The organism is Variovorax boronicumulans (genome assembly GCF_030812215.1).
GTDB classification, from domain to species: domain Bacteria; phylum Pseudomonadota; class Gammaproteobacteria; order Burkholderiales; family Burkholderiaceae_C; genus Variovorax; species Variovorax boronicumulans_C.
On the sequence record NZ_JAUSSG010000005.1, the window covers coordinates 266,893 to 280,776 of the forward strand.

Sequence of the window (13,884 nt, forward strand, 5' to 3'; positions counted from 1 at the left end):
TTAGGACTGGCCGAGGGCGGAGCTGGCCATCAATGATGCATCGAAAGAAGGCGCCACGTCGGGCGCCACGGCCTGCAGGCGCACGTTGTGATGCTCGCGCAAGGCGGTGGTGCAGGTGCGCAGCTCCTTGTGCGCGCGCGCCGCGTCCCAACCCAGCGCGTCGGCCGCGATGCCCGCGATTTCAGCGAGCGCGGCATCGGTGACGAGGCCGCGAATGGCCAGCAGCGTTCGGCGGATCACGAGGTCGTCCAGGTGCACCACGCCGGTTTCCAGGCACAGGTACGAGAGTTCGGCGGCGGAGTAGTCGGGCGCATGTTGCAGCGGCACGTCACCCGAGGCGGCGAGGCGCTGCGCGAGCGGCAGCGCCTTCGAGCCGTAGCGCGCGAGCAGCGTCAGCGCACGCGCCCGGCCCATGCCCGAGGCCGTCATCTTCTCGATGAAGCGCTCGGTCGCGGCCGCATCGGCCGGCAGGTCCGCACCGCCGCCGATGGGCAGCAGCTCGGTCGATGCCGTGCGAGAGCGCCCCAGCAGCTGCAGCACTTCGGTGGTCGCCTCCTCGGCGAGCGAGCGGAAGGTGGTCCACTTGCCGCCGACGAGGCCGACGATGGGAATGTCGCGCGTCGCGCTCGGCGGATCGACCACCACCGAGTGGTCGCGCGAGATCTGGCCCGGCTTGTCGGCATCGGAGCGCGCGAGCGGCCGCACGCCGACATAGGTGTAGACCACGTTGTCGCGACCGAAGGCCATGTTGGGGAACACCTCGCGCAGCACGTCGATGAGGTAGTCGACCTCGGCGGGCTCGGTGACGATCTGGTCCGGGTCTTCGACCGGGATGTCGGTGGAGCCCACGAGCACGCGGTCGAGGAACGGATAGACGATGCACACGCGCCCGTCCACGGCCTCGAAATACGCCATGCGGCCGTCGAGCGCATCGCGCAGCGCGGGATGGTCGAGCACGAGGTGCGAGCCCTTGGTGCCCATCACGCGCGGACCGGCGCCACCAAGCACGGCCGCGCTGCGGTCGAGCCATGCGCCGGTGGCGTTCACCACGGTGTCGGCGGTCACGCGCACCAATGCGCCGGTGAGTTCGTCGCGCAGCGTGAGGATGTTGCCCGCGCAGCCCATCACGCGGCAGTAGTTGGCGGCGGCCGAGCGCGGCTGGTCGCGGCAGGCATCGCCGATGAGTTCGAGGATGAGCCATTCGGGATGGCTGATCCACGCATCGAAGAAGGTCGCGGTCCAGCGGATCGCCGCGCGGAAGAGGCTGCGGTCGTTAGTCGGCACGCGACTGATGCGATGTCCCGGCATCACGCGCTGGCGACGGCCGAGGATGTCGTAGAGCCGCAGTCCCAATGCCACCGCCAGGAGGCCGCGCGTGCGCTGCGGCGGCGTGCGGCCGAAGAACTTGAGCGCGCTGCTCATGAGCCCGCCGAAGAAGTTCGCGAGCGGCACCACCGTCTTGAGCGGGCGCACCAGGTGCGGCGCGTTGCGCAGCAGCAGGTTGCGCTCGCGCGTGGCCTCGGCCACCAGCGAGAAGCTGCCGTTCTCCAGGTAGCGCAGGCCGCCGTGGATCATGCGCGAGGGCGCGCTGCTGGCGCCGGCGCCGAAGTCGCCCTTGTCGACGATGAGGCAATCGACGCGCTGCAGCGACAGGTCACGGAACACGCCGACGCCGTTGATGCCGGCGCCGACGATCACAGTGGAGAAATGACGATCCGCCAAGGAGGCGGGACGCACGAAAGGAAGTTGCCATGCGCTCATGGAGAAACCTCCGCACTGCGCGCTGCGGTGCGAGCGTCTTCGGGCGGCCGTGCGGCGCTCTGCGCACCGCCCGCGATGTGGGTGAAAACAGGTGACATGCTGTCGATCAGTTCGTTGAAATCGGCGTTGAAATCCGCATGGGCGCGTGCGTCCCTTGCATCGGGTTCGATGAGGTCGCACGGCGCGAGCAGCGCGCTGCCCTCGGCCGCGTCGTCCAGGCCCTGCGACATGGCCGCATAGAGCGCGGCGCCGCGCGCACCGGTCTCGTCGTCGGCGCAGCGCTCGACCGGGCGGCCCAGGAACGAGGCGAGCAGGCGCACGAGGCGCGCATCGCTCGCACCGCCGCCCAGCACGGTCGAGGCGGAAACGGCGAGGCCGCCCGCTGCGAGGCGCGCCGTCTGGCGCACATGCAGCGCCGCCACGGCATCGACCACGGCGCGTGCCATGTCGGCGCGGGTGTGATGGCTCTTCAAACCCACGAAGCCCGCCGTCACGCCACCGCCGCCGTTGATGAAAGGTGCGAAGCGCAGGCCGTTCGCACCGAGCGGCACGGTCATCGCGAGGTCGACCACCGCGCGTGCATCGGGCAGCGCGAGCACGCCCGCGAGCCACGCGATGTTGGCCATCGAGGACGGGCTGTTCTCCATGTAGAGCCGCTCGTGCGTGCGGCCGAAATTCACGATGGAGGCGACTGCGGGCTTGGGTTCCATGACCGGGCCGATGACGGCGTTCACGCACCACGTGCCGAACACCTGCACCGCGCGGCCGCGGCCTTCGGCGCAGATGGCGGTCATCGAGGCCAGGAGGTCGATGGCGCCCATCGCGACCGGAATGCCGGCAGGCAGGCCGCACAGCGCAGCCTCGGAGGCGCGCAGCTTGCCGAGCACCGTGCCGCTCGGCAGGATCGGGCCGAAGTTGTGTGCGCCCAGGTCCGTGAGGCCCGAGGCCTCGAAGGCGATCTGCGACCAGCCACCGGTGGCAAGCGACACCAGCCCGGCGGTGCTCGCATCGCTCGCGTCGGTGGCGATCTCGCCGGTGAGCAGGTAGCCGAGGTAGTCCTTGGCGAAGAGCAGGCGGCGCAACTCGCCGCGCTGCACGGCATCGGCACCCAGCAGCTCGGCGGCGATCACCGTCGGCTGGCCTGGCCAGGGACCGCAGCCCACGTCTTCGAAGAGCTGCGCGCCCTGGCTTTTGGCCAGCGTCCGCGCGCGGGCATCGGCCCGCTGGTCGGTGGAGGCGACGGCACGGCCGCCGACCAGTTCGTTGTTCGCATCGAGCGCGTAGAGGCCGGCGCCGTGGCCGGTGCAGGCCATGGCGCGGACTTCTGCGGCGCGCGGACCGAGCTGGTGGGCCACGTCGCGCAGCACATGGGTGAGCGCGGCGCGAATGGCGGCGGCGCCGACTTCGCAACCGCCGCCGGCGAGCCGGTCGTGCGGCAAAGGCATGCGGGACAGGGCAACGGCGCGGCCGCTTCCGGCTTCGAGGGCGAGCGCCTTCAGGCTGCTCGAGCCCATGTCCACGCCGATCAGTATGTTTGGCATCATGTCATAACAGCTTCGGCGGAAAAAAAGCCCATCGCCAGTAGCGTTTCCCCTAGTACTCGGGGCAATCGGGCCGGGATTACATTCTAGCCTGTCATAACAACTGATGTGACACTGAGGTCCCGAAGACCTGCTCGAAAAGAGAGGTCGCAAGCTCTGCCAGTCAACGTGAGGAGACAAAGAATGAGGCGTAATTTCCTGAAGTCCGCAGCCGCCGCCGGTATCGGCCTGGCCGGTGCGAGCGCATTCGCGCAACAGCAAGCAGCTGCCCCCGCTGCAGGCACAGGCCTGCGCGGCAATGCCAGCGACGTCTACGTGATGAACGTGATGGTCTCCGGCGTGGAGTACTGGTTCCCGGTCTACGAAATGATGAAGCAGCTCGGCCGCACGCTGGGCGTTCGCACTCGCTACACCGGCACGCCCGAGTACGACGTGAACAAGCAGCTCGCGTCGTTCGAGCAGGAACTGGCGCGCAAGCCCGCGGGCATCCTGCTGCATCCGATGAACCCCGATCCGTTCATCGAGCCGATCAACCGCGCCGCGGCGATGGGCATCCCGGTCGTCACCTTCGCGGCCGATTCGCCGAACTCCAAGCGCACCTCGTTCGTCACCTCCGACAACGACCGCGAAGGCACCCAGGCCGCCGACGCGATTGCCGCATCGCTCAACGGCAAGGGCGAATACGCCGTGCTGGAGAACCCGGGCCAGGACAACCACGACCGCCGCATCGCCGCCTTCGTGAACCGCATGAAGACCAAGCACACGGGCATGAAGCTGGTCGGCCGCGCCGCCAGCAACCAGGACCCGAACAAGGCCTACCAGGCGGTGCTGAGCCTTGCGCAAGCCAACCCGAACCTGGGCGCGCTCTTCATGCCCGAGGCCAACTCGGCGCTCGGCGCGGCGCAGGCCAAGGTCGAGACCAAGAAGAACATCAAGGTGATGTGCTGCGACGTGAACGCCAAGATCCTGGACATGATCAAGTCGGGCGACGTGTTCGGCGCCATCAACCCGAACCAGGGCATGCAGGGCTACATGGGCATGATGATGTTGTTCCTGGCGAAGAACCCCTCGCTCATCGACCCGATGAACGACGCCAAGCGCAACGGCACGAACCCGATGTCGGTGCCCTTCCTGGACAACGGCCTCGCGGTGGTCAGCAAGGCCAACGCCGACGACTTCTACTGGGACAAGTACCTCGCCCGCCGCGGCACCAAGGGAATCGGCGAATGAGCGCAGCGCATAGCGCGGAGGTTGCCGAATGAGCGCTGTGGGTTCTTCTGCATTGCTCGAACTGCGTGGCATCAGCAAGCGCTTCGGCGCTTCGCGCGCGCTCTCGGGCGTGGACTTCTCGCTGCAAGCGGGCGAGATCCACGCCCTGTGCGGCGAGAACGGCGCGGGGAAGTCGACGTTGATGAACATCATCGACGGCATCCACCGCCCCGACGAGGGCGAGATCCTGCTGAACGGCCAGAAGGTCGTGATCGACGGCCCGGCGCACGCGATGCGCCTGGGCATCGGCCTGGTGCACCAGGAGATTGCGCTGTGCGCCGACGCGACCGTCGCCGAGAACATCTTCATGCCCGAGATCAACGCCGGCAAGGCGGCGTGGATGAACTACGCCAGCTTCAACGAACGCGCGGCCAAGGTGCTGCGCCGGCTGGGGCAGGACATCGACCCCGCCACGCCGGTTGGCGACCTCAGCATCTCCAGCCAGCAGCTGGTGGAGATCGCCAAGGCACTCACGCTCGACTGCAAGGTGCTGATCCTCGATGAGCCCACGGCCGCGCTGACCGACAACGAGTCGGCGGCGCTGTTCCGCGTGCTGCACGACCTGAAGGCGCAGGGCATCGGCATCATCTACATCAGCCATCGCATGGCCGAGATCTTCACGCACTGCGACCGTGTCACCGTGCTGCGCGACGGGCGCAATGTGCACTGCGGACCGCTGGCCGGGTCGACGCCCGATGAGCTGGTGCGCCGCATGGTCGGACGCGACCTCGGCAACTACTACCCGCCCAAGCAGGCCGCGTCCTCGACCTCGGAATCCTCCGGCCCCGTGCTCGAAGTGAACGACATCGCCGACGGCGAACGCGTGCACGGTGTCTCCTTTGCACTGAAGCGCGGCGAGATCCTCGGCATCGCGGGCCTCATGGGCGCCGGCCGCAGCGAACTCGCCGAAACCATCTGCGGCCTGCGCGTCGCCAAGCGCGGCACCGTGCGCCTCGCCGGCAAGGCGCTGACCATCCGCAAGTACAGCGACGCGCTGCGCGCAGGCATCGCCTACCTCAGCGAAGACCGCAAGGCCGCCGGCGTGTTCCTCGACCTGCCGATCGCGCAGAACGTGTCGTCGATGGCGCTCGGCCGCGTGAGCTCGGCCTGGGGCCTCTTGCAGCGCTCGGCCGAGCACAAGCTCGCGAAGACGCTGGGCGCCAAGCTGAACCTGAAGTCCGACGGCGTCGCCATCGAGGTTTCCAGCCTCTCGGGCGGCAACCAGCAGAAGGTGGCCATCGCCAAGCTGCTGGCCACCAACCCGTCGGTGCTGCTGATGGACGAGCCCACGCGCGGTGTCGACGTGGGCGCGAAGTCGGAGATCCACCACATCCTGCGCGAGCTCGCGAACCAGGGCGTGGGCGTGATCGTGATCTCTTCGGAGCTGCCCGAAATCATCGGGCTGTGCGACCGGGCCCTGGTGATCCGCGACGGCCAGGTCGCGGGCGAACTGGAATCGAACGAAATGACGGAAGAGGCGCTGCTCCGGCTGGCTTCCGGACTCTGCGAACAGGAAATAGCATGAACTACCCGGCACAACTCGATGCGGGCCTTCCCCCACGGCAATCTGGACAGTCAGGAGGCGATCCCGTGAAGCCCGCCAACAAACTCACGAGCATGCGAGAAGCAGGGCTGCTCCTGATCATCGCGGCGCTGTGCATCGCGATGAGCTTCGCATCGCCCTACTTCCTCACCTGGGACAACGTGCGCGCGATGCTGTTGTCCTTCTCCATCGAAGGCATCGTGGTGGTGGGCATGACGATCCTTTTGATCGTCGGCGGCATCGACCTCTCGGTGGGCTCGGTGGTGTGCTTCGCGATGGTGGTGACGGGCAAGCTCTTCCTGATGGGCGTGGACCCCTGGCTCGCGAGCCTGGTGGCCATCGGCATGTGCGGACTCATCGGCGCGATGATCGGCGGCTGCGTCACGCGCATCGGCCTCAATCACTTCATCGCCTCGCTGGCCTTCATGGTGATCGTGCGGGGCCTGTGCCTCGCGCTCACGCAGGGCACGCCGCAGTCGCTGTTCTCGCTGCCGGCGGAGTTCAAGTTCATCGGCCAGGGCACGCTCTTCGGTGTGCCGGCGGTCATCCTGATCTTCCTGGCGATTGTGGTGGTGAGCGACTTCGTGCTGCGCCGCTCGACGCTCCTGCGCCGCGTGTTCTACACGGGCAGCAACGAGAAGGCGGCGCTCTATTCGGGCATTCGCGTGGGCCGCGTGAAGTTCTGGGTCACAGTGCTGTGCTCGGCTTCGGCGGGCCTGGCCGGCGTGATCTACACCGCGCGCTTCGGCGCCGCCACGCCGACCTTCGGCATGGGCATGGAATTGAACGTGATCGCCGCAGCGGTGATCGGCGGCGCCAGCCTCAAGGGCGGCTCGGGCACGGTGCTGGGCGCGGTGCTCGGCCTGGCCCTGCTCTCGGTGGTGACCAGCTCGCTGATCCTGCTGGACGTATCGCCTTACTGGCAGGACGTGATCAAGGGGCTGATCCTGCTCGCGGCCGTGACCATCGACCACATCATGAACACGAGAAAGAAAACGCGATGAGCGCACTGCAGATGAAGAAGACCACGCTGGGCCCGTCGGGCATCGAATGCTCGGCCATCGGCCTGGGCACCTGGGCCATGGGCGGCTGGATGTGGGGCGGCGGGGACAACGCGGCCGCCGTCATCGCGATCCAGGCCTCGCTCGACGCGGGCGTGAACCTGATCGACACGGCGCCGGCCTACGGCCTCGGCCGCTCCGAAAGCATCGTCGGCACCGCGCTCAAGGGGCGCCGGCAAGAGGCGGTGATCGCCACCAAGTGCGGCCTCGTCTGGCACACACAACAAGGTACGCACTTCTTCGAAGAAGACGGCCATCCGGTGTACCGCTTCCTCGGGCGCGACTCGATCTTCCATGAGTGCGAAGAGAGCCTCAAGCGCCTGCAGACCGACTACATCGACCTCTACATCACGCACTGGCAGGACAGCACCACGCCCGTGGCCGAGACCATGGACGCGCTGCTCGACCTGAAGAAGCAGGGAAAGATCCGCGCCATCGGCGTGAGCAACGTGAGCCCCGAGACGCTCGCCGAATACCTGCGCTACGGCCCGGTCGATGCGGCGCAGGAGCGCTACAGCCTGATCGACCGCGAGATCGAGACGACGCTCGCGCCCTTGTGCAGCGAGCACAACGTCGCGGTGCTCGGCTACTCGTCGCTGGCGCTCGGCCTGCTCGCCGGCCCGATCGACCCCGAGCGCGAGTTCAAGGGCGACGACCAGCGCGCCACCAACCCGCGCTTCAGCGCCGCCAACCGCGCGACGCTCAAGGCCTTCTTCGAAGAACTCGAGCCACTGCGCGCCAAGCTCGGTTGCTCGTTCGGCCAGATGATGATCGCGTGGACCGTCGCGCGCGGCACGGTGGCCGTTGCGCTCTGCGGCGCGCGCGTGCGCCAGCAGGCCATCGAGAACGCCGGTGCCGGCGCGGTCGAGCTGGGCGATGAAGCCCTTCGATTGATCGACGCTGCGGCGAAGCGCCACCTCTCCGCGCTCGCCTGATACCGACCCTCTTCATTTCCGACCCCAACAAGGAGTTCTTTCCCATGTCGAAAGACAAGACAGCACGGCTCAACCGCTTGCTCACCAACGGCCGCTGCCTGGACATCGCCCTCGACCACGGCGTGTGCAACGAGCCCTCGTTCCTCGACGGCCTGGAGGACATGCCCCAGGTCATCGACAAGCTCGTGGCCGCGAAGCCCGATGCGCTCCAGCTCAACTACGGCCAGTCCGACCTGCTGCAGGACCGCCCCGGCCGCGACAAGCCGGCGCTGGTGATGCGCATCGACATGGGCAACCCCTACAACGCCACGCTGCACCGCGTGATGTGGGCCCAGCTGCAGAACGAGCACGACCCGGTGCTGCCCGCCGTGCAGCGCGACGCGGCCTGCGTTGTCGTGAACCTGTTCATGCTGCCGAACGAACCCGACCTGTTCCGCCAGTGCGTGCAGAACATCGCGCGCGTGCGCGCCGACTGCGACCGCTACGGCATGCCGCTGATGATCGAGCCGCTGGTGATGCAGTCGCCCACGCCCGGCAGCCGCTACCAGGTCGACGGCGATGCCGAGAAAATCGTGACGCTGGTGCGCCTGGCGCGCGAGATGGGCGCCGACATCGTCAAGGCCGACCCGACCAGCGATCCGAAGGATTTCCACCGCGTGGTGCAGGCCGCGCGCTGCCCGGTGCTCGTGCGCGGCGGCGGACGCGAGGAACTGCAGCAGGTGTTCGCGCGTTCGCGCACGCTGCTGGACCAGGGCGCGGTCGGCATGGTGTACGGGCGCAACGTCTATCAGCACGCGAATCCGTCGGCGGTGGTCAGTGCACTGATGGCCATGATCCACCGCGATGCCAGCGCCGAGGCGGCCTGGGACATCTACGAATCGGGCGGCACGAAGTAACGCTGCCGTCAGGGAGAGGGTTTTACGGCAGGCGATTCGCATCGCCTGCCGGGGTGCGTCCTGCGCGCGCACTTTGCAAGTCGAGCCAGAGAAGAAACGAGTCAGTGGGTCCCCCTGCGAACTTCTAACAACTTGGAGGCAACGATGAAGATCCGGTATTACGTGATGGCATTGATGGTGCCGTTCGTCACACTGCTGACGCACGCGGCAATCACCGGGGTCAGTCCGATGACGACCCTCAGCAACATGGCCACGGCGGTCTCCGAAGCCGTGGCCGACCCGCTCCCGCTGCAGGGACCGGGCCTGGGCAACCTCACCTACACCTCGGCGGAACTGTTCAAGCCGGTGTCGATGATCACCAGCCCCAACCACCCGCTCGATCCGGCGCACAGCAGCGCCTACGAATCGCGCGAGGTGCCCGCCACCTACCCGGGCCGCAAGGACTACGGGATGAACGCGGGCATCATGGTCAACGGCTACTTCCTCACTTCCTTCGCGCCGGACAGCGGCCTCGGCCCGGGCGGCTTCCTGCTGTACGACGTGTCGAACCCGCGCCAGATCAAGCTCGTCAAGAAGATCTACGAGCCCGATGACGCCACAGGTGGTCGCACCAAGGAGTTCCGCGAGACACACTCCTTCGGCACCGCGAAGATCGGCGGCAAGACCTACGTGGTACTGCCCAGCATCAACGGTGTCGAGTTCTGGGACTTCACCGACATCAACGACATCAAGCAGGTGAAGAAGCTGGCGCTGCCCGGCGTCAACGCCGGCGACTACGAGAACGTGGCCTGGCAGCTCTGGTGGCAGGCCCCCTACCTGTACGTGGCGTCGGCGGGCCGGGGCATGTTCATCGTCGATGCGAGGGACCCCGCGAATGCCGTGGTCGCCAACCGCGGCGCGGGCAAGCCCAATCCGGTGCCCACCGGCGAACTCGGCGGTTTCCGACTCGGCCCGATCTTCACGATGGGCAACCACATGGTGCTGACCGCCATGGAAAGCAACGGCGGTTTCGCGAGCCTGGACATCTCCGACCCGCTCAATCCCAAGGTGCTCGATTCCATCGTGGGCACCACGCCGTTCTATTACGCGACCTGCTTCGACGGCCGGAACCTGCACGTCTCCACGCGCAACAGCGGCGCGAAGATGTACAGCTACGACCTCAGCGACCGATCGCGCTTCGTGGCCGAGGACAACCGGCTGGTCATCGACGAACAGCTGTACTGCGCCACGCAGGACAACTACGTCATTCAAGGCGCGCAGACGCGCATCCACAAGGTGGATGTGAGCAATCCGCTCAACCACGTGGAGGTGGGCCGCGGCAGCATCCTGCGCGAGGACGACCCGAACTTCTCGCATTCGGACAACGGCCAGGTCGCGATGTTCGGCAACCTGGTCTTCGTGGGCAACGACCACGGCTCGGGCAGCGGCTTCGTCGTGCACTCGGTGGACCCCGACATCACCAAGCCTGAAGTCAAGCAGGTCTCGCCCGCCAACGGGGCGAAGCAGCAGGCGCTGACCTCCCGCATCGGCCTGGGCATGACGGACAACATCCGCCCCGAGAGCGTGAATTCCAACACCTTCATCGTGCGCCCGGTGGGTGGCAACACGCTGGCGGGCACCTACAGCGTGCAGCTGGGCATCGTCAACTTCCACCCCGAGCAGCCGCTGCAACCGGGCACGAGCTATGAGGTGTTCCTGCCGGCCAACGGCCTGAAGGACTATGCGGGCAACGCCATCGGCGCGGACTACCGCTCGACCTTCAACACCGGCAACGCGACCGACATCAACCTGATGCACTACTGGACGCTGGCGGGCAACCTCTCCGACCAGATCGCCAACAACAACGGCACGCCCGCCACCGGCGATGCGTTCGAGAGCATCGGCCTGAACTTCGCGAACCGCACCGCCGGTGTGCCGCTGAAGAACGATTCCGTGGCCACCGTGCTGGGCGGCACCGCATCGCTGAGCTTCTACATGAAGACGACGCAGGCGGGCGGCCCCAATTCGTGGACCGCGCCGGGCATCTTCGGGCGCGACCAGTCGGGCGGCGCGGACGACGTGTTCTGGGGCTGGCTCGACAGCAACGGGCGCATCAAGCTCTCGGTCGGCAACGACGGCGGCACCACTTCCACCGCGGCGGTGAACGACGGCAACTGGCACCACGTGGTGCTGACGCGCGACGCGGCCTCGGGTGCGCAGGCGGTGTACGTCGACGGCGTGAAGACCACTTCGGCGGGCCTCACAGGGACCAAGGGCCTCGCGAACAAGTTCAACGTGCTGGGTCAAATCCAGGGCAACACCGCGATGTTCAAGGGCACGCTCGCGGAGGTGCGCGTCTACGGCCGCGTGCTGTCCGACACCGAGGTGAACACGCTGCGCGGGCAGGCCATCATCGGCGACCCCGGCATCGGCGGCGGACCGAAGCTCGTCAACGGCCAGCTGGTGTTCAACCCCGGCACGCTCGGCAGCAGCGGCGCGCAGTTCCGCTGGAACTTCGGCGACGGCACGCAGACCGCTTACTCGAACCAGCCGAACTACACCTACACCTACACGCGCCCCGGCCACTTCACGGTCACGCTGACGGTGAAGGATGCGAACGGCCGCGAGACCTTCTACACCTACAACCTCACCGTGATCGTCCCGACCACGGCGCGGCCGCCCACGCACACCACCAACATCGCGGGCGACGCGAACTCGGTGTACTCGGTCAACCCCGACAGCGGCACGGTCGCCGCCATCAACTCCGAGACGCTGGCCAAGCGCTGGGAAGTGCGCGTGGGCGAAGAACCGAAGACGCTGGCGGTCGGTCCCGACGGCCGCATCTGGGTCACGGTGCAGGGCGAGGACAAGCTGGTGGCGCTCAACGCGGCCGACGGCAGCGTCTCGGCCACCGTGCCGCTCGCCTACGGCAGCGGCCCCTACGGCGTGACCTTCACGCCCGACGGCGCCAAGGGCCTCCTGACGCTGGAGAGCAAGTCGGTGCTGATGAGCTTCGATCCGAGCAACGGCAGCACCACCGGCGCGGTCGCGCTGGAAGGCAACCTGCGCGGCATTGCCGTCAACTCCGATGCGCAGGTGGCCTACGTCACGCGCTTCAAGTCCAAGATGACCGGCGGCCAGCTGCACAAGGTGAACCTGCAGAGCATGAGCGCGATGACCACCATCGCGCTGCCGGTGGACACCACCACGGTCGACACCGAGAGCCGTGCGCGCGGCGTCGCCAACTACCTGAGCCAGGTGATCATCTCGCCGGACGGCATGCGGGCGGTGCTGCCTTCGAAGAAGGACAACATCGTGCGCGGCAAGTTCAGGGACGGCAACAACCTGGTGCACGACCAGACGGTGCGTTCCATCCTCTCGCAGGTCAACCTGCAGACGGCCGCGGAAGTGTTCGCCGAGCAGATCGACTTCGACGACCGGGCACCGGCACGCGCCGCGCTGTTCTCGCCGTCGGGCGACTACCTGTTCGTCGCGCAAATGGAAGGCAACCGCGTGGCCATCGTCGATCCGTACAGCCGCTCGGTGCGCGGCGAGATCAACGCCAGCAGCGCGCCGCACGGCCTGTACCTGGACGCGGCGAGAAAGCGGTTGTTCGTCAACAACTTCCTCGCGCGCTCGGTGTCGGTGCACGACGTGGCTTCGGTGCTGGCCTCGGAGACGGCGGCGCCGGTCTTCCTGCAGAACGTCTCGACGGTCGCGCAGGAGCCGATGTCGCCCGCGGCACTGCGCGGCAAGCAGGTGTTCTACAACGCATCCGACCGGCGCATGAGCAAGGACAACTACATCTCCTGCGCAAGCTGCCATGCGGATGCCGGCGACGACGGGATGGTGTGGGACTTCACGCAGCGCGGAGAAGGCCTGCGCCGCACCATCAGCCTCATGGGCAAGCGAGGCCTGGGCCACGGCAAGCTGCACTGGACGGCCAACTTCGACGAGGTGCAGGACTTCGAGAACGACATCCGCAACGAATTCGGGGGCACGGGCTTCCTGAGCAACGCGGACTTCGCGGCCACCTCCGACCCGCTGGGTGCGCCCAAGGCCGGCAAGAACGCGCAGCTGGACGATCTCGCGGCCTACCTGACCTCGCTGAACAAGTACATGCGCAGCCCGGCGCGCAACGCCGACGGCAGCCTCAGCGTCGACGCGGCGCGGGGCCAGGCGCTGTTCGCCTCGGCGCAGTGCGTGACCTGCCACACCGGCGCCACCTTCCGCGACGGACAGCGGCACGACGTGGGCACCATCCAGCTCTCGTCGGGCAAGGGCATGAACCAGCCGCTGGCGGGTGTGGGCTTCGACACGCCGACGCTGCTGGGCAGCTGGAACACCGCGGCCTTCTTCCACAACGGCCAGGCCGCCACGTTGCAGGACGTGCTCGCCAGCGGCCACGGCAACGCCAGCAGCCTGCCGCCCGCCGACGTGGTGGCGATTCGCGAGTACGTGCGGTCGCAGGACAGCGACCCGACGCCGACGATCACCCGCATCCGTTCGAACCTCAGCAACCTGTGCGTGAACATCAAGGGCGTGTCGACCGCCAGCGGCGCGACGGCGGTGCAGTGGCCGTGCGGCAATGCGAACAACGAGCGGTTCACGGTAACGAGCCTCACCGGCGGCTACCTGCAGTTCAAGGCCGAGCACAGCGGCCTGTGCCTGGCGCAGAGCGGCACCGCGACGACGAACGCGGCGGTGGTGCAGCTGGCCTGCTCGGCCGGCGACACGACGCAGTGGAGCCTCGTGGGCGGCGCGATCAAGAACCGCGCCTCGGGTTCTTGCCTCGACGTGCCGAACAGCTCGACCACGCAGGACACCGCGCTGATCACCTGGACCTGCAACGGCGGCACCAACCAGAGCTGGACCCAGTTGCCCTGACCGTTTGACGCT

Annotated in this window: 8 protein-coding genes; 6 read left to right on the forward strand and 2 right to left on the reverse strand. The window is 67.5% G+C overall.

Translation table 11 applies throughout. From position 1 onward, the window contains the following. Both J2W23_RS15780 and J2W23_RS15785 read right to left on the reverse strand, forming a co-directional pair. On the reverse strand, positions 1–1,761 hold the full coding sequence (locus J2W23_RS15780; RefSeq protein ID WP_307649391.1) for a glycerol-3-phosphate dehydrogenase/oxidase: 1,761 nt from the start codon (positions 1,759–1,761) through the stop codon (positions 1–3). Continuing rightward, the gene (locus J2W23_RS15785) at positions 1,758–3,305 is read right to left on the reverse strand and encodes an FGGY family carbohydrate kinase (RefSeq protein ID WP_307649392.1); all 1,548 of its coding nucleotides are present in this window, start codon (positions 3,303–3,305) and stop codon (positions 1,758–1,760) included. The genes J2W23_RS15780 and J2W23_RS15785 overlap by 4 nt, the downstream gene beginning before the upstream one ends. A 180-nt stretch (positions 3,306–3,485) precedes the next feature. Here J2W23_RS15785 and J2W23_RS15790 point away from each other — a divergent pair, with 180 nt between their 5' ends. The 6 genes from J2W23_RS15790 to J2W23_RS15815 all read left to right on the forward strand — a co-directional run bounded on the left by J2W23_RS15790 (position 3,486) and on the right by J2W23_RS15815 (position 13,872). Next, on the forward strand, positions 3,486–4,532 hold the full coding sequence (locus J2W23_RS15790) for a substrate-binding domain-containing protein (protein WP_176660731.1): 1,047 nt from the start codon (positions 3,486–3,488) through the stop codon (positions 4,530–4,532). Positions 4,533–4,560: 28 nt separating this feature from the next. Next, complete coding sequence (locus tag J2W23_RS15795) at positions 4,561–6,096, forward strand: sugar ABC transporter ATP-binding protein (RefSeq protein ID WP_307649393.1); 1,536 nt, start codon at positions 4,561–4,563, stop codon at positions 6,094–6,096. Further along, the gene (locus J2W23_RS15800; RefSeq protein WP_176660729.1) at positions 6,093–7,118 is read left to right on the forward strand and encodes an ABC transporter permease; all 1,026 of its coding nucleotides are present in this window, start codon (positions 6,093–6,095) and stop codon (positions 7,116–7,118) included. The genes J2W23_RS15795 and J2W23_RS15800 overlap by 4 nt, the downstream gene beginning before the upstream one ends. Positions 7,119–7,129: 11 nt before the next feature. Then, positions 7,130–8,110, forward strand: a complete 981-nt coding sequence (locus tag J2W23_RS15805; protein ID WP_307649505.1) for an aldo/keto reductase — start codon at positions 7,130–7,132, stop codon at positions 8,108–8,110. 44 nt (positions 8,111–8,154) lie between these two features. Beyond that, the gene (locus J2W23_RS15810) at positions 8,155–9,006 is read left to right on the forward strand and encodes a class I fructose-bisphosphate aldolase (protein WP_307649394.1); all 852 of its coding nucleotides are present in this window, start codon (positions 8,155–8,157) and stop codon (positions 9,004–9,006) included. Positions 9,007–9,150: 144 nt separating this feature from the next. Further along, positions 9,151–13,872, forward strand: a complete 4,722-nt coding sequence (locus J2W23_RS15815) for an RICIN domain-containing protein (protein ID WP_307649395.1) — start codon at positions 9,151–9,153, stop codon at positions 13,870–13,872. Positions 13,873–13,884 lie beyond the last annotated feature (12 nt).

Excerpts from the sequence above, each read along its gene's own strand:
- J2W23_RS15795 (WP_307649393.1), top strand. The coding sequence starts at position 4,561 with ATGAGCGCTGTGGGTTCTTCTGCATTGCTCGAACTGCGTGGCATCAGC.
- J2W23_RS15790 (WP_176660731.1), top strand. The coding sequence starts at position 3,486 with ATGAGGCGTAATTTCCTGAAGTCCGCAGCCGCCGCCGGTATCGGCCTG.
- J2W23_RS15785 (WP_307649392.1), bottom strand. The coding sequence starts at position 3,305 with ATGATGCCAAACATACTGATCGGCGTGGACATGGGCTCGAGCAGCCTG.
- J2W23_RS15805 (WP_307649505.1), top strand. The coding sequence starts at position 7,130 with ATGAAGAAGACCACGCTGGGCCCGTCGGGCATCGAATGCTCGGCCATC.
- J2W23_RS15810 (WP_307649394.1), top strand. The coding sequence starts at position 8,155 with ATGTCGAAAGACAAGACAGCACGGCTCAACCGCTTGCTCACCAACGGC.
- J2W23_RS15815 (WP_307649395.1), top strand. The coding sequence starts at position 9,151 with ATGAAGATCCGGTATTACGTGATGGCATTGATGGTGCCGTTCGTCACA.
- J2W23_RS15780 (WP_307649391.1), bottom strand. The coding sequence starts at position 1,761 with ATGAGCGCATGGCAACTTCCTTTCGTGCGTCCCGCCTCCTTGGCGGAT.
- J2W23_RS15800 (WP_176660729.1), top strand. The coding sequence starts at position 6,093 with ATGAACTACCCGGCACAACTCGATGCGGGCCTTCCCCCACGGCAATCT.